The organism is Isoptericola sp. NPDC019571, from assembly GCF_044389385.1.
Lineage (GTDB): Bacteria > Actinomycetota > Actinomycetes > Actinomycetales > Cellulomonadaceae > Isoptericola > Isoptericola nanjingensis.
The window spans coordinates 119,972-138,713 of sequence record NZ_JBIRXZ010000007.1 but is presented as its reverse complement, the minus strand read 5'-3'; the positions used below and the strand labels follow the sequence as shown (position 1 = coordinate 138,713).

The window sequence follows — 18,742 nt, the reverse complement described above, 5'->3', positions numbered from 1 at the left end:
TCAGCGCGCCAGCGCGGCGCGCAGCCGGCCGTCCTCCTCCGCGGCGCCGGGCAGGCCCAGGCGCGGGTCGTCGACGACGCGCCCGCCGAGCACGGCGTCGAGGTAGCGCCGGTCGGCGTCGAGGCGAGCGACCGCGTCCGCCGTGGGCGACCCGTGCCCCGGCACGACGACGGCGCTCCGGGCCGCGAACGGCGCGAGCCGGTCCAGCCCGGCGAGGAAGCGCTCGACGCTCCCCTCCGCGCCCCCGCCGGCGATCTCGTCGAGCGGCAGCGGGAGCTCGACGTCGCTCAGCGCGTCCCCCGCCACCAGCACCCGGCTGCGCGGCAGCCAGAGCGCCCCGTGCCCGGGGGCGTGGCCGTCGTGGACCACGAGCTCGGTGGGCGGCAGGACGCCGTCCGGGTCGGGGACCCCGCGCTCGGTCGCCGGGACCGGGGCGACGCGCCCGAGCAGGTCGAGGACCTCGGAAGGGTGCCCGGCTCCCCCGTAGCGCTCGGCGTCGGCGCGCGCCTCCGCCAGCAGCCGCGGGCGCTCCCGGCGCGCGACCCGCGCCGCCCGCGCCGTCGCCCAGCGCGGCACGTCGAGCCCGAGACGCGGGTGCCACAGCAGATGGTCGTGGTGGGCGTGCGTCGCGTACCCGGCGACGACCCGGCCGCCCCGGGCGTCCACCCCGTCGGCGACCGCCACCAGCTCGTCGGGCTCCCACGCCGGGTCGACCAGGAGAGCCGCCCGGGCGCCGTCGCCGGACCCGGGCGGCGCGAGCACCAGGGTCGTCGTGGTGCTCAGGCGGCGGGCGGTGCGGACCAGGACGTCCTCGACGCCCGGGACACCCTCCACGACCGGCACGAACCCCATCCCCGCACCCTATGGACCGAGAAGGCGAAAAAGACGTGGACCGCCGTGACCCGCTCCTGCCATGCTCCCCGCAAGCGGCACGCGATCGACGCGGGCCCGCACGCGAAGGAGGGCAGAGCGATGGACGACGTCGTCATGCACGCCCTCCCGGAGGCTCTCCGGCGGGCGGACACCACCCGATCCTGAGGGGCCGCTCGAGCTCCTCGACCTGAGCAGGAGTCTCGCGTGCACCAGCACACCCCTTCCCCTTCCCTTTCTTCTTCGTCGTCCTTCGCCGCCTTCTCGGTCGCCGCGGACGGCGACCTCCCCGTGGAGCCCGGCCCCGACCAGCGGTGGTCCACCTGGACCTCCGTGACCAAGGGCCAGCGCGGCCCCGAGCCCGTGCCCGACTGGGTCGTCACCGCCGACGCCGCCCTCGACACCGAGCTCGGCGTGCTCAAGACCGGCAAGGAGGCGGACGTCTTCCTCGTCGAGCGCGCCGTGCCCGACGACCCGACCCGTCGCAGTCTGCTCGCCGCCAAGCGGTACCGCGGTCGCGACCACCGCCAGTTCCACCGCGACGGCGAGTACACCGACGGACGGCGCGTGCGCCGCACCCGCGACCAGCGCGCCATCGAGGACCGCAAGTCGTCGTGGGGCAAGGCCGTCGCCGCGACCCAGTGGGCGGACGCCGAGTTCCTCGCCCTGTCCCGCCTGTGGGACGCCGGTGCGCCCGTGCCCTACCCGGTGCAGATCGACGGCACCGAGCTGCTGCTCGAGTTCGTCGGCCGGGAGTCGGCGGACGGCACGGCCGAGGCCGCGCCGCGCCTCGCCCGCACCCGGCCCGATCCGGCGCACCTCGCGGACTGGTTCGAGCAGCTGCGGCACGGCATGGGCGTCATCGCCCGGCTCGGCTGGGCGCACGGAGACCTGTCGCCGTACAACATCCTCGTGGACGGCCTCTCCGAGGGAGCCGACGACGGCGGGCGGCTCGTGATCATCGACCTGCCGCAGGTCGTGGACCTCGTGGCCAACCCGTTCGGCGCGGACCTGCTGCACCGCGACTGCCGCAACGTGTGCACGTGGTTCGCGTCCCGCGGCCTCGACGTCGACCCCGACGAGCTCTTCGCGGACGTCTTCGCGCAGGCGTGGTGAGCGCCCGTCAGCCGCCCGCGCCGACGGAGTTGTCCGGGGCTCCGTCGCCGGGCGGTAGGTCGCCGCGCTCGACCGGCGAGCCCTGGTCCCGCGGCGTGCCCGCGACGAGCGCGGCCAGCTCGCCGCTCGTCGGCGGGCGGATGTTCGCGGCCGCCTCGCGCAGCACCTCGTGGTCGGCGGCGCTCCCCGAGACCCGGACGAGCGCGCCGTCGCGCAGGACGACGTACTCCTCCGCGTCCCCGGCCATCCGCCGGAACGCTCCGCCCTCCTTCGTGCACGTCACCGGCCCGCCCACCTCGCCCCCGCCGACGTCCATGACCGTGCCCTCGCCGCAGTCCCCCGCGGTCATGGAGCCCTCGACGGCCGAGAGCATGAACGTGCGCCCGGACCCGCCGCTGAACTGGAGGGAGAAGCCGTCCGACCCGAGGACCCCGGCGGCGATCGGCACCGCCTCGAACCCCGCGGCCGACGTCGTCAGCACGTACCGCGGGGCGGCACCCCACGCCTGGGCCGCCTCGGCGATCTGCTCCTCGGTCGCGGGGGCGTCGGAGGACCCGGACGGCGCCGGCTCGGTGCCCCCGGTCAGCCCGGCGCACGCGCTCACGGACAGGCACACGACCGGCAGGACGGCGACGGTGAGCACCAGGCCCCGCCCGCGACGGCAGCTCATGAGCGCTGATCATGGCACGGGGCTACCGTGAACGGATGGCGAATCCGGCGGGCTCGTACGACGGCGAGGCGATGTCCTCCTTCCTCGCGGACCTGGGCCTGGTGCTCGGCGCGGAGGACCTCGAGGCGGTGACCGACCGCTACGACCTGCCCGCCCTGCTCGTGGGCCAGGAGAGCTCGACGCTCCTCGCGTCGCCCGAGGACGTGCTCGACCTGTCCAGGGACCGCCCGGTCGCCGCGCGGGCGCGCGAGGCCGTCGCGGTGCTGCCCGAGCTGGTCGCCCTCGAGGAGGTCGGCTGGGGTCTGCTCTGGGTCGAGGTCCGCTGGTCCTACCGGGACGAGCTCGCGGCCGAGATCGCCGACGAGAGGTGCCGCTATCTCCTGCGGCGGGGACGCGGGACCTTCGAGGTCTGCGTCGTCGCTCCCCTGGGCTGACTCCCCGCCCTCTTCCGCGCGGCGTCGTCGCATGGTTATATATAAGCATCCACTTATACGAAGGAGGGTCGCCATGACCACCATCACCATCGACCCGGTCGCCACCGCAGGTCTCGTGGCGCGGGAGATCCGCAGCGGCGAGCGCGACGGCGCGCCGACGAAGATCGCCGTCGCCCGCCGTGCCTACGCCACCGACCGGGCCGACCTGTGGGACGCGGTCACGTCCGCCGCCCGCATCCCCCGCTGGTTCCTGCCCGTCAGCGGCGACCTGACGGTCGGCGGCCGCTACCAGCTCGAGGGGAACGCGGGGGGCACCGTCGAGCGCTGCGACGCCCCCGCGAGCTTCGCCGTCACCTGGGAGTTCGGCGGCTCCGTCTCGTGGCTGACCATCGCCCTGACGGAGGACGGCGACGGCACCGTCCTCGAGCTCGTGCACGAGGCCGTCGTCCCCCAGGAGCTCTGGGACCAGTACGGCCCCGGCGCCACCGGCGTGGGCTGGGACCTGGGGCTCATGGGGCTGGGGCTGCACGTCGCGGACCCGACCGGCGCGATCGACCCGAAGGCTGCGGAGGCCTGGTCGCTCTCCCCCGAGGGCGTCACGTTCTCCCGGCTCGCCGCCGCGGGCTGGGCGGACGCTGCGATCGCCGACGGTGACGACCCGGTCGCCGCCCGCGCGGCGGCCGAGCGCACCGTCGCCTTCTACACCACGGTGCCGGAGGGCTGATGCCGCACGCTGCGGCGTCGGCGGGAGCACCCTCCGAGGTCCCGGGGGGCGAGCGGCACGCGCTGCGGGGGCCCTTCGAGGCGCTGGGCGACCCCGTGCGGCGGCGCCTGCTCGAGCTGCTCGCCGACGGCGAGCGGCCCGCCGGAGCGCTGGTCGACTCGCTGCGGGCGGAGGCCCGCATCTCGCAGCCGGCCGTCTCGCAGCACCTGCGGGTGCTGCGCGACGCGCGCCTCGTCACCGTGCGCGCCGACGGCACGCGCCGCCTCTACGCCGTCGACGACACCGGGCTCGACGTCGTGCGCCTGTGGCTGGGGCGCTTCGGCGACCCGTTCGCGCAACCGCTCGACGCCCTCGCGACCGAGGTCGCCCGCGGCCGTCGCGCGCGGCGGCGCGGGACCGGCGGCGCCGGCTCGGACGACGCCACGAGCGCCGCCGGCTGACGACGCGCCCGGTCAGGCGCCCGGGGCGTCAGCCGGCCGTGCCGCCGAGGACTCCGCCCGGTGGCGCGGCTCGTGGTACGGCTGGGGCAGCTTCAGGTGACGCTCGGCCAGGATGCCGCGCAGCACGTCGGGGGCGTCGGTGATGAGGCCGTCGACGCCGAGGTCGAGCAGGGACTCGATCGTCGCGGGGTCGTCCACGGTCCAGGGGACCACCCGCATCCCGGCGTCGTGGGCCGCGTCGACCAGCTCGCGGGTGGTGAACGGCACGTACCCGGGGTCGTCGACGCCGCCGCCCTGCGGGTCGCCGTGCACCGGCGAGACGGCGTCGGCGCCGAACGACGCGGCCGCGGCGACGAACCGTTCCTGGAGCGAACCGTCGAAGTCGTCGATGTCGAGGCCCCCGAGCCACGGGGACGCGCCCGGCAGGCCCTGCTGCAGGAACTGCTGGCCGTTGGTGAGGGCCACGAGCGGCAGGCGCGGCTCGACCTCGCGCATCCGCCTCAGGGAGCCCCAGTCGAAGCTCTGGACCGTCACCTGGTCGACCAGGCGCGCGCGGCGCACCTCCCGGGCCACGACCTGCACGAACTGCTCGCGCGGCGCGGTCTGCTCCGGCGCGCCCGCCTCGACCTTGGTCTCGACGTTGAGCGTGACCTTCCGGGCGCGGTAGTCGTTCACCAGGTCGAAGACCTCCGAGAGCAGCGGGATCCGCTCGCCCGGGTGCAGCTCCTGGCCGGGGAACTGCGGCTGGCGCAGGGACCCGCAGTCGACGGTGCGGACCTGGGCGAGCGTGAGGTCCTTCACGTACGTCGTCCCGGGCACGTACGGGTACTCCGGGTCGCCGGGGAACGCCGGCCCCGTGTCCACGCACTTGTCGGGGTTGAGGTCGCGGTCGTGGGTCACCACGGCGTACCCGTCGGCGGTGATCTGCACGTCCAGCTCGAGGGTGCTCACCCCGAGCTCCAGGGCGTTCGCGAACGCGGGCAGCGTGTTCTCCACCGTCATCGCCACGCCGCCCCGGTGGGCCTGCAGGTCGAAGGCGCGCGGACTCCCGTGCCCGGGTCCATGCCCATGCCCATGCCCTTGCCCCGCGACGGCCGGCGCGGCGCCCGTGGCCAGGAGGGCGGCGGCGACTCCGGTGCTGACGAAGGCGCTGACGAGGGCGGTTGCGGGGCGACGGGTGCGCATGCGCCGAGCCTGCGTGCCCGCGGTGACCCGCGGGTGGCCCCGCGACGGCGTGTCGCCGACGGCCCGGTGAACTCCCCGGGGGTGGCCGGCAGGTTCCGGGGGCGTCATCGGAAGTCCCGCGACCGGGTGGACACGGGCAGCCGCAGCGGCGCGAGGTGCTCCGCGAGCAGGTTGACGGCGCCGTCGGCCTTCTCGACCCGGCCCCGGACCACCATCGCGGGGGCGCCGCGCGCCACGGCCCGGAAGCGACGCCACAGCCCCGCCGTGCAGATAACGTTGAGCAGCCCCGTCTCGTCCTCGAGCGACAGGAACGTCACGCCGCCCGCCGTGCCCGGGCGCTGCCGGTGCGTCACGACGCCGCCCACCGCCACCCGCCGGCCGGGCTCCGTGGCGCACACCCCCGCGACGGTGAGCACCCCCGCCTTCTCCAGGCCCTCGCGCACGTGCTCCAGCGGCGACGTCGAGCCGGGTGTGATGCCGGTGGCCCAGGCGTCGGCGACGTCCGTCTCGACCGGGGTCATGCCCGGCAGCGTCGGGGCGTCGACCCCGACGGACACGCCCGGCAGGGTGCCCGGCCCCTCCTGGCCGAGGGCCCCCGCCGCCCACAGCGCCTCGCGTCGCCCGGCGCCCAGGCCCTCCGTGGCGCCGGCGGTCGCGAGCGCCTCCAGCTGCGCGGTGCTGAGCCCCACCCGGCGGGCCAGGTCGCGCAGGTCGCGGAACGGTCCGCGCTCGGTCCGCTCGGCGACCATCTGCTCGGCCAGCTCGTCGCCGATGCCGCGCACCGCGGACAGCCCCAGCCGCACCGCGAGCGCAGGGTCGGGTGGCGGGCCGAAGCCCTGGTCGTCGCCGGTCGTGCCCGGGGGCGCGACCGGCTCGGCCGCCGGGGAAGACCGCCGTTCGACGCCCGCGAGCGCCCGCGAGTCGTTGACGTCCGGCCGCAGCACCTGCACCCCGTGCCGGCGCGCGTCGGCGGCCAGCGACTGCGGCGAGTAGAACCCCATGGGCTGCGCGGCCAGGAGACCGGCGTAGAACGCGGCGGGGTGGTGCACCTTGAGCCACGAGCTCGCGTACACGAGATAGGCGAACGAGTAGGCGTGCGACTCGGGGAAGCCAAAGTCCGCGAACGCCTTGAGCTTGTCGTAGATCTCCTCGCGCACGGCCGGGTCGTCCACCCCCTTCGCGCGCATCCCGTCCATGAGCCGCCCGCGCAGTGCCTCCATCCGCTCCACCGACCGCTTCGAGCCCATCGCCCGGCGCAGCTGGTCGGACTCGGCGGCGCTGAACCCCGCGACGTCGATCGCCATCTGCATGAGCTGCTCCTGGAACAGCGGCACGCCCTTGGTCTTGCCGAGGGAGCTCTCCAGCAGCGGGTGCAGGAAGGTCACCGGCTCGCGACCCCGCGCCCGCTCGATGTACGGGTGCACGGAACCGCCCTGGATGGGGCCGGGGCGGATGAGCGCGACCTCGATGACGATGTCGTAGAACGTCCGCGGCCGCAGGCGCGGCAGGGTGGCCATCTGGGCCCGCGACTCCACCTGGAACACCCCGACGGTGTCGGCGGCGCACAGCAGGTCGTAGACCGCCGGGTCGTCGTCGGGCAGGCCGTGCAGCGTGAGCCGCTCCCCGGTGTGCTGCTCGATCGAGTCGAACGCGTACCGGATGGCGGTGAGCATCCCGAGGCCGAGCAGGTCGAACTTCACCAGCCCCGCGTCGGCGCAGTCCTCCTTGTCCCACTGCAGCACCGTGCGCCCCTCCATCCGCGCCCACTCCACGGGGCAGACCTCGATCACCGGGCGGTCGCACATGACCATCCCGCCGGAGTGGATGCCCAGGTGGCGCGGCAGGCGCAGCATGCGGTCGGCCAGGTCGAGCACCGGGCCGGGGATCTGCCCCTCCTCCTCGGCCGACGGCGGGCGCTGCGCGGGCACGACGTCGTGGGCGTCGTCGGCGCGGCGCACCTCCCCCTCGTCCGTCGCGAGCGGGTCGACGACGCGCCGGCGGCCGTGCGGGTCGCCCTGCCGATGGCCGAGCGTCGGCGACCAGTCCCGCCGGCCGGTCCCCGGCAGGTGCCCCTGGTGCGGGCGGTCGGCACGCGGCCGGCCGGCCCCCGCCGGGAGCGACTCCGTCGGGCCCCACAGCGCCGCCGTGCGCGCGTCCTTGGCGGCGGTCCGGTTCGCCGGCGTCCCGCCCCCGGAGCCGCCGGAACCCGCGGCCGCCCGGGCGGCCTGCGCCGCGGCGTCGGCCGCGGGGCTGACCGGGTCCGGCCCGCGGAGCGACCCCCAGCGCTCGATGGACTTGCTCCACGCGTCCTGCTGCCCGACGTCGTACCCGAGGGCGCGGGCGGCGTCGCGCACCGCGGAGCGCGGCCGGTAGGAGATGACGTTCGCGACCTGCGCCGCGTGCTGCCGGCCGAACTTTCCGTAGACGTGCTGGATGACCTCCTCGCGCCGCCCGGACTCGATGTCGATGTCGATGTCCGGCGGCCCGTCCCGCTCGGGCGCGAGGAAGCGCTCGAACAGCAGGCCGTGCTTCACCGCGTCGACCGCGGTGATGCCGAGCGCGTAGCAGACCGCCGAGTTGGCGGCGCTCCCGCGCCCCTGGCACAGGATGCCCTCCCGGCGGCAGAACTCCACGAGGTCGTAGACGACGAGGAAGTAGCCGGGGAAGGTCAGGTCCTCGATGACGCGCAGCTCGTGGTCGATCTGCGCCCAGGCACGCTCGTCGCCGGGAACCCCGGGGGCGGGCCGCGGGCCGTACCGGTCGGAGGCCCCCCGCCGCACCAGCTCGCGCAGCCAGCTGGCTTCGTCGTGCCCCGCCGGCACCGGGTAGGGCGGCAGGTTCGGCGCCACCAGGCGCAGGTCGAAGGCGCACTCCGCCGCGAGGACCGCCGCCGCGGTGACGGCCCCCGGGTGGCGTCGGTGCAGGGCCCGCATCTCGGCGGCCGATCGCAGGTGCGCGACCGGGGCACCCGGCAGCCAGCCGTCCAGGCCGTCCAGCGAGGAGCGCGCCCGCACGGCGGCGAGCGCGCCCGCCAGGTCCGCGTCGCGCGGGCGGGCGTAGTGCGCGTTCGCGGTCGCGACGACCGGCAGCCGCGCGTCGTGGGCCAGGGCGGCGAGCGCGTCGTGCAGGTCGGCGTCCCGCGGGTCACCCGTCGCGGTGAGCTCGACGGCCACGTTGTCCCGGCCGAACGTGGCGACCAGCAGGTCGAGCTCGCGCCGTGCCGCGTCGACGCCGCCCGCGGGGGCGGTGAGCGCGCGTCGGACGGCCCCCTTGCGGCACCCGGTGAGCACGAGCCACTCCCCGCCCGCCTCGGCCCCGAGGCCCTCGAGGTCGTACCGGGCCTTGCCCTTGACCCCCGCGTCCAGGTGGGCGGTCGCGATCGAGCGGGACAGGTTGCGGTAGCCCTGGTCGCCGCGCGCCAGCACCAGCAGGTGGGTGGCGCGCGGGTCGGGGACGCCGGTGGGCGGGTCGAGCACCGGCCGGCTCCCGGCGGTGCCCGGCGCCGCACCGGGGGTCACCGGGGCGGGCAGGTGCAGCTCGGCGCCGAAGACGGTGGGCAGCCCCACCTTCCGCGCGGCCTCCGCGAAGCGCACCACCCCGTACAGCCCGTCGTGGTCGGTCAGGGCCAGCGCCTCCAGCCCGAGGCGCGCGCCCTCGGCCGCCAGCTCCTCCGGGTGCGACGCGCCGTCGAGGAAGCTGAACGCCGAGTGCGCGTGCAGCTCCGCGTACCCGCTAGTCATAGAAGGCCTCCACCTGCCACACGCCGCCGGTCTGCGCCAGCAGCAGCGCCCGCCCGTCGTCGAGCACCGCCTGCAGGTAGACGCGGCGCGCTCCCCCGCCCGCCGACCACCAGCGCTCCGCGAGCGGCCAGGGGCCCGCCCACCCCGTCACCGCGGCGACGTCCTGCGCCCCGTCCGCCCCACGACCGCCGCCGCACGCGACGGCGGCGGGCTCGCCGCTCATCGCGAGCCGGGCGTCCACGACGACGTCGCGCCCCGCCGCGTCGAGCACCCGGGCGGGCACCGGCTCGCCCGGCAGCCCGGCGGGCGCGGGGCTGGGCAGGGCGCCCGGCCAGGGCAGCCCGGGGTCGCGGCCCGCGCCGCCCTCCGTGCCGAAGGGCACGAGCCGCACCCGGTCGCGGGGCCCGCGGCCGCCCTGCAGCTCCACCGTGAGCACGGCGTGCCCGCCGAGCAGCCCCTGCACCCGCCCGAGCGCCCGCCGGGCACGCTCGCCCTCGCCCGCGTCCGCGCCCCACAGGCCGGGCTGGTGGGTGGTCGCCGGGACGACGTCCTCCGCGGCCAGCGCCAGGTGCGCGATCGGCGCGACGACGGGGTCGTCCGCACCGCCCCCGCGCCGGGCGGACGCCGCGGTCAGCCAGCCCTCGAGCTGCCACCGCACCCGGTCGGTGATCCGCGCCGCGCTCATCCCGCCGGCCGCGGCGTCGTCCGTGCGCCACACCCGCTCCAGCACGGCGTCCTCGCCGACGTCCCCGCCGACGTCGTCCCCGCCGAGGTCGACGCCCGCCGTGCGCGCGGTGATCCGCAGCCGCCCGCAGGCCAGCCCGCGCACGGCGAGCAGGTCGTGCAGCGCGGTGGCCAGGCGGCGCGCGGCGAAGGTCGCGACGTCGACCCGCAGGGCGGGCGGGTCGAGCTCCTCCGCGACGGCCAGGTCCTCCTCGACGCGACGCCGCGCCGGAGGGCGCAGGTCCTCGCCGCGGGCCAGCCGCTGCGCCCAGGCGCCGAGGTCGCCGAAGCGCGCCTGCACGCTCGCCGCGGGCAGGGCGGCCAGGTCGCCGAGGGTGCGCAGGCCGAGCCGCCACCACAGCCCGGCCGCCTCCCGGACGGCGGCCACCCCGGCCGGGTCGCAGACGGCGTGCACCAGCTCCCCCACGGGGCGGTCGGCGAGGAACGCCGCGGAGCCGCCCGGGGGCACGACGGCGTCCTCGCGGGCGGCGAGCACCGCCGCGAGCAGACCGTCGGCGACGCCCACCTGGCTCTCGTGCCCGGTGCGCGCGGCGACGGCGCCCACCAGGGCCTGCGCCAGGGCCAGCTCGGAGCCGTGGTAGCGCGCGGCCCCGCCCGCCGGCAGCAGGAGCAGCCCCGGGCGCGCCACCTCCAGGCCCGCCACCACCGTCTCGGCCGCGAGCGCCACCGGCTCGAACTCCCGCGCGTCACGGGCGTCGTCGGCCGCCAGCAGCGCCACCTCGGGGCACCGCTCCTGCGCCTGCCGGCGCCGCATCCCGCGCCGCACCCCTTGGGCGCGGGCGACGGCGGAGACGGCCACGACGGTGTGCCCGGCGCCCGACCCGCCGCCCGACCGGGCGCCGAGCACCGCCGCGGGGACGTGCGCGTCCAGCCCGGCGCCGGCCAGCGCCGCCACGACCGGCCAGTCCGGGACCCACAGGACGGCCGTCCGTGAGGTCGCCCCGGACGAGGTCGTCGCGGACGCCGCGGGCGCCGCGGACGCCGTCTTCCCGCCCGTCATCACGCCACCCGCAGCCGGGCGGGCGCGGAGGGGCCGCGCGCCCCGGCGGGCACGTGGGCGCCCGGGACGGTGCCCACGGCGTCGGGGCCGCCGACCACCCGCTCGACCTGCAGCGGCACGTCCACCTCGATCTCGACGGGCCGGGCGGCGGCCCCGCGACCGGTGCGCCGCACGCGCAGGGTGCGGCGGCGCAGCCAGCCCGCCCCGTGGTCCACGCCGGACCAGGTGCCGCCCCGTGCGTCGAGGGTGACGTGCGCGCCGGGCCACGACGCCTGCGCCAGCAGCACCGCGCCCCGCTCCCGGGCGCGCGCGGCCAGGCGGCGCCGGTCGGCGTCGAGCAGGGCGGCGCCCGGGCCGACGACCACCACGTCCATCCCGTCGAGCAGCGCGGCGAGGGCCGCCGGCGCGTCCGGGCCCGGGGCGGGGACGAGCACGGTCCGCCCGAGCGCGACCCCGGCGTCCGCGGCGGCCAGCATCCCGACGTCCGGCGTGCCGACGAACGCGACCCACGCGCCGGACCGCGACGCCTCGGCCAGCAGCGCGAGCAGCAGCGTCGACGAGCCGCGGACGGCGAGCACCGTGCCCGCGGCCAGCCCGCCCTCGGGCAGGAGGGACGCCAGCCCCGGGTGGACCGGCAGCAGGCGGCCGCCCGGCTCCGCCGCGCGGCCTCCGTCGGCGCGCTGACCTGCGCGGGGGGCGGAGTGCGGGGTGGCGCGCTTCCCGGTGCGCTGCTCCGCCGCCCGCAGCGCGGCCCGCGCGACGGCGGCGCGGTCAACCGGTCGCTCGGGCTCGGGCTCGGGCTCGGGCATGGGCTCGGGCATGGAGCGGGCCGCGGTACGCGGCGGGGCGACGACCGTCATGCGACCTCCCCCCGAGCCGGACGCCGGGCGACGCCCGGCGGACCGCGACCAGCAACGACCAGACGACGACAGCACGACGACCGTCGTCGTTCGAACGCTTGTTCGAACACTGCCAGTAGACGTCGCGACGGCGACCGCTGTCAACCGCGCAGGTCGGCCGCACGGGCGCCTCGCTCGTGTACGCTGCTGCCGACATACCGCGCAGTCGGTATGTCGGATGGACGGGCTCTCGGGAGCAGACTGGGGCCCTCAGCGACGAGGAGGTCGACCGTGCAGATCGTGGGCGCCGTGCTGGACCGCACCGGAGCACCCCCGCCGTACGCCACCTCCGGGGCGCTGCGCACCAGCACGCTCGACCTCGACCCGCCCGGTCCCGGCGAGCTCCTGGTCCGCATCGAGGCCGCGGGGCTGTGCCACTCGGACCTGAGCGTCGTGGACGGCAGCCGCGAGCGCCCCGTCCCCCTGCTCCTCGGCCACGAGGCCGCCGGGATCGTGGAGGCCGTCGGCGACGCGGCGCACGACGGCACCGATGGCACCGACGACATCGCCCCGGGACGGCGCGTCGTCCTGACCTTCCTGCCGCGGTGCGGCGCCTGCGCAGCCTGCGCCACCGACGGCCGGCTGCCCTGCACGGCCGGCAGCGCCGCCAACGCCGCCGCCACGCTGGTCGGGGGCGCGGTACGGCTGCACCGCGGCCCGGAGCCGGTCCACCACCACCTGGGCGTCAGCGCCTTCGCCACCCACGCCGTCGTGCACCGCACCTCCGTGGTCCCCGTGGACGACGACGTGCCCGCCGACGTCGCCGCCCTGCTGGGCTGCGCGGTCCTCACGGGCGGCGGCGCCGTGATCAACGCCGGCCGCCCGGCACCCGGAGACCGCGTGGCCGTCGTCGGCCTGGGCGGGGTCGGGATGGCCGCGCTGCTCGTCGCGCTCGCCCTGGGGCACGAGGTGCTCGGCGTCGACCCGGTGCCCGCCAAGCTCGACCTCGCGCGCCGCCTCGGCGCCACCACCGCGCGCACCCCCGACGAGGCGCTCGACGCCGGCGAGCGGGCGCCCGTCGTCGTCGAGGCCGCCGGCTCGGCGCGCGCCTTCGAGACCGCGCTCGCGCTCACCGCGCCCGGCGGCACCACCGTGACGGCCGGGCTGCCCGGCCCCGACGCCCGCGCGTCCGTCGCGCCGCTGACCCTGACGGCCGAGGCCCGCACGGTCGTGGGCTCCTACCTCGGGTCGTCCGTGCCGAGCCGCGACATCCCGCGGTACGTCGACCTCTGGCGCGCGGGCCGCCTGCCGCTCGAATCACTCGTCTCGGCCCGCATCGGGCTCGAGGACCTGCCGGCCGCCCTGGACCGGCTCGCCGCCGGCGCCGAGCTGCGCCAGCTCATCACCTTCGACGAGAGGACCACCGCATGACCGCCACCGCCGACCCCACCTCGCGCGTCGCCGTCGTCACCGGAGCCGCCCGCGGCATCGGGGCCGCGACCGCCCGCCGGCTGGCCGCCGACGGCCACGCCGTCGCCGTCCTGGACCTCCTGGAGGAGCAGGCCGCCGCGACCGCCGCCGACATCGTCGCCGGCGGCGGTCGCGCGATCGGCCTCGGCGTGGACGTCGCCGACGCCGCGGCGGTCGAGGCCGCCGTCGCGCGCGTGACGGACGAGCTCGGCGCGCCGACGATCCTGGTGAACAACGCCGGGATCCTGCGCGACAACCTCCTGTTCAAGATGTCCGAGGACGACTGGGACGCCGTGCTGCGCGTGCACCTGCGCGGCGCGTTCGTCGCGACGCGGGCCGTGCAGGCGCACATGGTCGCCGCCGGCTGGGGCCGCGTCGTCAACCTGTCCAGCACGTCCGCGCTCGGCAACCGGGGCCAGGCGAACTACTCCGCCGCGAAGGCGGGCATGCAGGGGTTCACCAAGACGCTCGCGATCGAGCTGGGCAAGTTCGGTGTCACCGCCAACGCCGTGGCACCGGGCGTCATCGCGACCGACATGATCGCCGAGACCGCCGAGCGCATCGGCATGACGCCCGAGGAGTTCCACGCCGCGGCGGCCAAGGACGTACCGGTCGGGCGGGTCGGGCAGCCCGAGGACATCGCCGCCGCCGTGTCGTTCTTCTGCTCCGAGGAGGCGTCGTTCGTCTCGGGCCAGGTGCTCTACGTCGCCGGCGGGCCGAAGGCGTGACCGCGGCCATCCAGGTCTCCTCCCCCGCCGCGCTGGCCGGCGCCGTCGGGCAGAAGGCCACGGGCGAGTGGTTCACGATCGCGCAGGAGCGCATCGACGCGTTCGCCGACGCCACCGAGGACCTCCAGTGGATCCACGTCGACCCGTGGCGCGCCGCCGACGGCCCGTTCGGCACGACGATCGCGCACGGGTTCCTCACCCTGTCCCTGCTGCCCCGGCTGGCGTCGTCGCTGGTCGAGGTGGGCGGCGTCGCGATGGCGATGAACTACGGCCTGGACAAGGTGCGGTTCCTGCACCCCGTCCCCGCCGGCTCGCGCATCCGCGCGACGACGGAGCTCACGGGTGCCGAGACCGTCGCCCAGGGCGTGCGGCTGGCCTCGACCGTGACGGTCGAGATCGAGGGGGTCGACAAGCCGGCGCTCGTCGCGCAGACGCTGGCGCTGTACGTCCCCGAGCGATAGGCGGTGCCCCCGGACGGCGCCGCCGTCCGGGGGCACCGGATCGGGCAGGATGGCGCCATGACGACGAACCCGCAGGTCGCACCCGGTCCTCGCACACGCGAGCAGCGCCGCGCCGACACGCTGGCGATGCTGAGCTCCCCGGTGCGAGACGTCTGGGTCGCCACGGCGTCGACGGCACCCGACGGCACGCCCGAGCCCTACCTGGTGCCCCTGTCGCTGGCCTGGGTCGACAACCGCGTCGTCCTCGCGCTGGAGGCGACGTCGCGCACGGGCCGCAACCTGCTCGCCACCGGTACCGCGCGGCTCTCGCTCGGGGCGACACGCGACGTCGTCATGGTCGACGCCGTCCTCGAGCGCTCGGTCCGGGTCGCCGAGGCGCCGCCGGAGCTCGCCGAGGGGTATGCCGCGCAGGCGGACTGGGACCCGCGCCCGGGCGGCGAGCACGACGTCTACCTCGTGCTGCGCCCGCGACGCGTCCAGGCCTGGCGCGAGGTGGACGAGCTGGCCGGCCGTACCCTCATGCGCGACGGCGAGTGGCTCTGAGCGCTACGCGACGCGCTCCAGCACCATCGCCATGCCCTGCCCGCCGCCGACGCACATGGTCTCCAGCCCGTAGCGGCCGCCCGACGCCTCGAGCCCGTTGATCAGCGTGGAGGTGATACGGGCGCCGGTCATGCCGAAGGGGTGCCCGACGGCGATGGCGCCGCCGTGGACGTTGAGCCGCTCGTCCTCGATGCCCAGCTCGAGGGCCGACGCGATGACCTGCGCGGCGAACGCCTCGTTGATCTCGACGAGGTCCATGTCGTCGATCCCGAGCCCCGCGCGGGCGAGCGCCTGGCGGCTCGCCCCCACCGGGCCCAGGCCCATGATCTCGGGCGACAGGCCCGTGACGCCGGTCGACACGATGCGCGCCAGCGGCGTCAGGCCGAGCTCGTCGACGACGCGGTCGGAGACCACGACGACTGCGGCGGCCCCGTCGTTGAGCGGGCACGCGTTGCCGGCGGTGACCGTGCCGTCGGGGCGGAACACCGGGTCGAGCGTCGCGAGCCTCTCGACGGTCGTGCCGGGCCGCGGGCCGTCGTCCGCGGACACCACCGTGCCGTCGTCGAGCGTGACGGGCGTGATGTCCCGCGCCCAGAAGCCGTCGGCGATCGCCGCCTCGGCGCGCTGCTGGCTGCGCGCGGCGAACTCGTCCTGGTCGCGGCGCGAGATGCCGCGCAGGTCCGCGACGTTCTCCGCCGTCTGCCCCATGGCGACGTACGCGTCCGGCAGGGCCCCGACGGCGCGCGGGTCGGTCCAGGGCCCGGCGCCGCCGACGGCGCGCTTCGCCGTGCGCTCCAGCGCGTCGGCGAAGCGAGGGTTGGTGAGGTCGACGCCGGGGATCTCGTCGCTCGACCCGACGGCCATGCCGCTCACCGACTCGACGCCGGCGGACACGAAGACGTCGCCCTCCCCCGCCCTGATGGCGTGGAACGCCATGCGCGTGGTCTGCAGGCTGGAGGAGCAGTACCGGGTCACGGTGGTGCCGGGCACGGAGTCCCAGCCGTTCAGCACGGCCACGACGCGGGCCATGTTCATCCCCTGCCGGCCGCCGGGCAGGCCGCAGCCCAGCAGGAGGTCGTCGATGCGCGCCGGGTCGAGCCCGGGCACCTGCGCGACGGCGGCCTCGACCATGCGCGCGGCGAGGTCGTCGGCGCGGACGTCCTTGAGCGATCCCTTGTGCGCGCGCCCGATCGGCGAGCGCGCGGTGGCGACGATGTACGCCTCGGTCATGTCGTGTCTCCTTCGGGTCGGTACGAGATGGGGGCGCGGGCGGCTCAGACGAACGCCGCGTGGCCGGTGATCTCGCGGCCCACGATGAGGTTGTTCATGTCCCGGGTGCCCTCGAACGTGTACACGGCCTCGGCGTCGGCGAAGTACCGCGCGACGCCGGTGTCGAGGGTGATGCCGTTGCCGCCGCAGGCCTCGCGGCACAGCGCGACGGTCTCGCGCATGCGGGTGGTGACGAACGCCTTCGCCATCGCGGCGTGCGCGTCGCGCTGCGTCCCGGCATCCTGCAGCTGGGAGACGCGCACGCACACGGCGAGGCTCGCGGTGACGTTCGCGAGCGCGGTGGCGAGCTTGTCCTGGATCAGCTGGTAGCTGGCGATCGGGTGCCCGAACTGCTCACGCTGCCGCGTGTACGCCACGGCCGCCTCGTAGGCGCCGATCATCGTGCCCAGCGACTGCCAGGACACGCCGTCGCGCGTCACTCGGAGCACCTGGGCGACGTCGCGGAAGCGGTCGATGCGCTGCAGCCTGTCGGCCTCCGCGACCTGGACGCCGTCGAGCGCGATGTCCGCGTTCTGCACGATGCGCAGCGACTGCTTGCGCTCGATCTTCGTGGCGGTGAAGCCTGGCGTCCCCTTCCGGACGAGGAAGCCCTTGACCTGGTCGTCGGCCGTGTCCTTGGCCCAGATCACGACGACGTCGGCGAACGTCGCGTTGCCGATCCAGCGCTTGGCGCCGTGCAGGGTCCAGGTGTCGCCCTGGCGCGTGGCGGTGGTGCGCAGCCCCTTGGCGGTGTCGGAGCCGGACAGCGGCTCGGTGAGGCCGAAGGCGCCGATGACGTCGCCGCTCGCCATCGGGGGCAGCCACTGCGCGCGTTGCTCGGGCGAGCCGCCCAGGCCGATCGCGCTCATCGCGAGCCCCGAGGACACGCCGATGAAGGTGCAGAACGAGGAGTCCACGCGGGCGAGCTCCATGCCGATCCAGCCGCGGAACACCGCCGAGCTCTCGAACGGCGCGCACTCGGGCCACGCCGCACCCACCGTGCCGAGCTCGGCGAACGGCTTGAAGAGGTGGACGGGACACTCCGCTCGCTCCCAGTAGTCGTCCGCGAGGGGGCGTACCTCGCGCTCCATGAACTCGCGCACGGCGAGCGCCGCCGCCTGCTCGCGGGGGGTGAGCAGGTCCTGGAAGCCGTAGAAGTCGGCGTCGAGCACCGCGGGGCCGGTGGTCGGGCCGGTGGTCAGGCCGGTGGTCGAGGTGGCCGGGGAGGTGAACGTCATCGTTGCTCCGATCGTCGTCGAACGCGACCAGTGTGCACCCCCGTGCATCATTTTCCAAGATGTTGCACGGACCTTGTCCCACGACACTAGGCTGCGGTCATGCCGGACAGCGCCACGAGCACCACGCCCGCCCCGCACGACGACGCGCCGATCGCGACCGTCGGCCTCGAGGCCGCGCCCACGCCGCTCTCCCTGCGCCTGGCGCCCGGCGCCCACGCCGACGCGCGGCGGGCGTTCGACCTCGCGCGGGAGACGTTCGTCGCAGGACGGCGCCTCGACATGGCCCCCCTGGCCGCGAGCCTCGGCGTCGACCGGACGTCCGTGTTCCGGTGGGTCGGCAACCGGGACGCGCTGCTCACCGAGGTGCTGTGGTCCCTCGCCGTCCCGACCCTGGTCCAGGCCGACCGCGCGACGGCGGCCGAACGCGGGGCCGAGCGGGTCGCCGGCGTCCTCACGCGCTTCGCCGGCGACCTCATCACCGCCCCGTACTTCCGGGACTTCCTCACCCGCGAGCCCGCGCGCGCCCTGCGGCTGCTCACCACCAAGGCGAGCCCCATCCAGCACCGCTTCCTCGCTACCTGCGAGTGGCTGGTGCGCACCCATCTCGGCGACACCCCGTTCGACGACGGCGGGAGCACGAGCGGCATCGACCCCGCGTCGCTCGCCTACCTGCTGGTGCGCGTCTCCGAGTCGTTCACCTATGCCGACCTCATCACGGGCGAGACGCCCGAGGCCGACCGCGCCGCCGTCGCGTTCCGCCACCTGCTGCGGGTGCCGTCCACCTCCGCCTGATCCCGCCCGCCGACACCCCTGAGACCCCGCCCGAGACCCCCAGGAGCACCGATGCCCCGCGCCCGCCACCCGTTCCCGCTGCGCTGGAACGACAACGACCAGTACGGCCACGTCAACAACACCGTGTACTACGCCGCGATGGACACCGCCGTGAACGCGTGGATGATCGCCCACGGGGGGCTGGACCCGCGGGGCGACGTGATCGGGCTGTGCGTGGCGTCGTCGTGCGAGTTCCGCGCGCCGGCGTCGTACCCCGAGGAGCTCGAGGTCGGGATCGGCGTGGAGCGCCTGGGGCGCACGAGCCTCACGTGGGACCTGCACGTGCTCCGCGCCGACGGCGACGAGCCGATCGCCGTCGGCCGGTTCACGCACGTGTTCGTCGACGAGCCCTCCCGGCGGCCGGTGCCCGTGCCGGACGGCGTCCGGCGGGCGGTCGCCACCCTGCAGGACTGACACGCCGCAGGACCGACCACGACGGC

General features: G+C 76.4%; 18 protein-coding genes. 10 read left to right on the top strand and 8 right to left on the bottom strand.

What is annotated here, in order from left to right; genetic code table 11:
• Positions 1-852, bottom strand: a complete 852-nt coding sequence (locus ACH443_RS13930) for an MBL fold metallo-hydrolase (RefSeq protein WP_430590648.1) — start codon at positions 850-852, stop codon at positions 1-3.
• Between the two features lie 225 nt (positions 853-1,077).
• Here ACH443_RS13930 and ACH443_RS13925 point away from each other — a divergent pair, with 225 nt between their 5' ends.
• Positions 1,078-1,986, top strand: a complete 909-nt coding sequence (locus ACH443_RS13925) for a serine protein kinase RIO (protein WP_429763343.1) — start codon at positions 1,078-1,080, stop codon at positions 1,984-1,986.
• A gap of 7 nt (positions 1,987-1,993) precedes the next feature.
• Here the strand turns inward: ACH443_RS13925 and ACH443_RS13920 are convergent, their stop codons facing one another.
• Complete coding sequence (locus ACH443_RS13920; protein WP_430590647.1) at positions 1,994-2,656, bottom strand: hypothetical protein; 663 nt, start codon at positions 2,654-2,656, stop codon at positions 1,994-1,996.
• A 35-nt stretch (positions 2,657-2,691) separates the two neighbouring features.
• Here ACH443_RS13920 and ACH443_RS13915 point away from each other — a divergent pair, with 35 nt between their 5' ends.
• The 3 genes from ACH443_RS13915 to ACH443_RS13905 all read left to right on the top strand — a co-directional run bounded on the left by ACH443_RS13915 (position 2,692) and on the right by ACH443_RS13905 (position 4,254).
• Entirely contained in the window at positions 2,692-3,090 is a 399-nt protein-coding gene (locus tag ACH443_RS13915; RefSeq protein ID WP_430590646.1) for a hypothetical protein, read from the top strand.
• Between the two features lie 73 nt (positions 3,091-3,163).
• Positions 3,164-3,814: an SRPBCC family protein gene (locus ACH443_RS13910; protein ID WP_430590645.1), complete on the top strand. Its 651-nt coding sequence runs from the start codon at positions 3,164-3,166 to the stop codon at positions 3,812-3,814.
• On the top strand, positions 3,814-4,254 hold the full coding sequence (locus ACH443_RS13905; protein WP_430590644.1) for an ArsR/SmtB family transcription factor: 441 nt from the start codon (positions 3,814-3,816) through the stop codon (positions 4,252-4,254). The genes ACH443_RS13910 and ACH443_RS13905 overlap by 1 nt, the downstream gene beginning before the upstream one ends.
• 12 nt (positions 4,255-4,266) lie before the next feature.
• On the opposite strand, the gene ACH443_RS13900 is transcribed toward ACH443_RS13905, so the two are convergent.
• The 4 genes from ACH443_RS13900 to ACH443_RS13885 all read right to left on the bottom strand — a co-directional run bounded on the left by ACH443_RS13900 (position 4,267) and on the right by ACH443_RS13885 (position 11,783).
• Positions 4,267-5,439 carry a glycerophosphodiester phosphodiesterase family protein gene (locus ACH443_RS13900; protein WP_430590643.1) on the bottom strand — a complete coding sequence of 391 codons (1,173 nt, stop codon included), beginning with the start codon at positions 5,437-5,439 and terminating at the stop codon, positions 4,267-4,269.
• 104 nt (positions 5,440-5,543) lie between these two features.
• Complete coding sequence (locus tag ACH443_RS13895) at positions 5,544-9,179, bottom strand: error-prone DNA polymerase (protein ID WP_430590642.1); 3,636 nt, start codon at positions 9,177-9,179, stop codon at positions 5,544-5,546.
• Complete coding sequence (locus tag ACH443_RS13890) at positions 9,172-10,923, bottom strand: DNA polymerase Y family protein (protein ID WP_430590641.1); 1,752 nt, start codon at positions 10,921-10,923, stop codon at positions 9,172-9,174. The genes ACH443_RS13895 and ACH443_RS13890 overlap by 8 nt, the downstream gene beginning before the upstream one ends.
• Complete coding sequence (locus tag ACH443_RS13885; protein WP_430556133.1) at positions 10,923-11,783, bottom strand: hypothetical protein; 861 nt, start codon at positions 11,781-11,783, stop codon at positions 10,923-10,925. The genes ACH443_RS13890 and ACH443_RS13885 overlap by 1 nt, the downstream gene beginning before the upstream one ends.
• A 270-nt stretch (positions 11,784-12,053) precedes the next feature.
• Here ACH443_RS13885 and ACH443_RS13880 point away from each other — a divergent pair, with 270 nt between their 5' ends.
• Genes ACH443_RS13880 through ACH443_RS13865 form a run of 4 tightly spaced genes read left to right on the top strand, consistent with a single transcriptional unit; the run spans position 12,054 to position 14,964 of the window.
• Entirely contained in the window at positions 12,054-13,193 is a 1,140-nt protein-coding gene (locus ACH443_RS13880; RefSeq protein ID WP_430590640.1) for a zinc-binding dehydrogenase, read from the top strand.
• On the top strand, positions 13,190-13,960 hold the full coding sequence (gene fabG, locus ACH443_RS13875) for a 3-oxoacyl-ACP reductase FabG (RefSeq protein ID WP_429763333.1): 771 nt from the start codon (positions 13,190-13,192) through the stop codon (positions 13,958-13,960). The genes ACH443_RS13880 and fabG overlap by 4 nt, the downstream gene beginning before the upstream one ends.
• A complete protein-coding gene (locus tag ACH443_RS13870) occupies positions 13,957-14,421 on the top strand; it encodes a MaoC family dehydratase (RefSeq protein ID WP_430556130.1) in 465 nt (154 codons plus the stop codon). Before fabG ends, ACH443_RS13870 begins: the two co-directional genes overlap by 4 nt.
• Before the next feature lie 57 nt (positions 14,422-14,478).
• Positions 14,479-14,964, top strand: a complete 486-nt coding sequence (locus ACH443_RS13865) for a pyridoxamine 5'-phosphate oxidase family protein (protein WP_430590639.1) — start codon at positions 14,479-14,481, stop codon at positions 14,962-14,964.
• A gap of 3 nt (positions 14,965-14,967) precedes the next feature.
• Here ACH443_RS13865 and ACH443_RS13860 read toward each other — a convergent pair whose 3' ends face one another.
• Entirely contained in the window at positions 14,968-16,194 is a 1,227-nt protein-coding gene (locus tag ACH443_RS13860; protein ID WP_429763330.1) for an acetyl-CoA C-acetyltransferase, read from the bottom strand.
• Positions 16,195-16,238: 44 nt separating this feature from the next.
• Positions 16,239-17,471, bottom strand: a complete 1,233-nt coding sequence (locus ACH443_RS13855) for an acyl-CoA dehydrogenase family protein (protein ID WP_430590638.1) — start codon at positions 17,469-17,471, stop codon at positions 16,239-16,241.
• 99 nt (positions 17,472-17,570) lie between these two features.
• On the opposite strand from ACH443_RS13855, the gene ACH443_RS13850 reads away from it, so the two are divergent.
• Positions 17,571-18,263: a QsdR family transcriptional regulator gene (locus ACH443_RS13850; RefSeq protein WP_430590637.1), complete on the top strand. Its 693-nt coding sequence runs from the start codon at positions 17,571-17,573 to the stop codon at positions 18,261-18,263.
• Positions 18,264-18,314: 51 nt separating this feature from the next.
• Entirely contained in the window at positions 18,315-18,716 is a 402-nt protein-coding gene (locus ACH443_RS13845; RefSeq protein WP_429763327.1) for an acyl-CoA thioesterase, read from the top strand.
• The last annotated feature ends 26 nt before the right edge of the window (positions 18,717-18,742 follow it).

What these genes read in the sequence shown, in the direction of transcription:
- ACH443_RS13865 (WP_430590639.1), top strand. Translation starts at nt 14,479, where the DNA reads ATGACGACGAACCCGCAGGTCGCACCCGGTCCTCGCACACGCGAGCAG.
- ACH443_RS13850 (WP_430590637.1), top strand. Translation starts at nt 17,571, where the DNA reads ATGCCGGACAGCGCCACGAGCACCACGCCCGCCCCGCACGACGACGCG.
- ACH443_RS13860 (WP_429763330.1), bottom strand. Translation starts at nt 16,194, where the DNA reads ATGACCGAGGCGTACATCGTCGCCACCGCGCGCTCGCCGATCGGGCGC.
- ACH443_RS13890 (WP_430590641.1), bottom strand. Translation starts at nt 10,923, where the DNA reads ATGACGGGCGGGAAGACGGCGTCCGCGGCGCCCGCGGCGTCCGCGACG.
- ACH443_RS13915 (WP_430590646.1), top strand. Translation starts at nt 2,692, where the DNA reads ATGGCGAATCCGGCGGGCTCGTACGACGGCGAGGCGATGTCCTCCTTC.
- ACH443_RS13910 (WP_430590645.1), top strand. Translation starts at nt 3,164, where the DNA reads ATGACCACCATCACCATCGACCCGGTCGCCACCGCAGGTCTCGTGGCG.
- ACH443_RS13930 (WP_430590648.1), bottom strand. Translation starts at nt 852, where the DNA reads ATGGGGTTCGTGCCGGTCGTGGAGGGTGTCCCGGGCGTCGAGGACGTC.
- ACH443_RS13905 (WP_430590644.1), top strand. Translation starts at nt 3,814, where the DNA reads ATGCCGCACGCTGCGGCGTCGGCGGGAGCACCCTCCGAGGTCCCGGGG.
- ACH443_RS13845 (WP_429763327.1), top strand. Translation starts at nt 18,315, where the DNA reads ATGCCCCGCGCCCGCCACCCGTTCCCGCTGCGCTGGAACGACAACGAC.
- ACH443_RS13895 (WP_430590642.1), bottom strand. Translation starts at nt 9,179, where the DNA reads ATGACTAGCGGGTACGCGGAGCTGCACGCGCACTCGGCGTTCAGCTTC.
- ACH443_RS13885 (WP_430556133.1), bottom strand. Translation starts at nt 11,783, where the DNA reads ATGACGGTCGTCGCCCCGCCGCGTACCGCGGCCCGCTCCATGCCCGAG.
- ACH443_RS13900 (WP_430590643.1), bottom strand. Translation starts at nt 5,439, where the DNA reads ATGCGCACCCGTCGCCCCGCAACCGCCCTCGTCAGCGCCTTCGTCAGC.
- ACH443_RS13920 (WP_430590647.1), bottom strand. Translation starts at nt 2,656, where the DNA reads ATGAGCTGCCGTCGCGGGCGGGGCCTGGTGCTCACCGTCGCCGTCCTG.
- ACH443_RS13855 (WP_430590638.1), bottom strand. Translation starts at nt 17,471, where the DNA reads ATGACGTTCACCTCCCCGGCCACCTCGACCACCGGCCTGACCACCGGC.
- fabG (WP_429763333.1), top strand. Translation starts at nt 13,190, where the DNA reads ATGACCGCCACCGCCGACCCCACCTCGCGCGTCGCCGTCGTCACCGGA.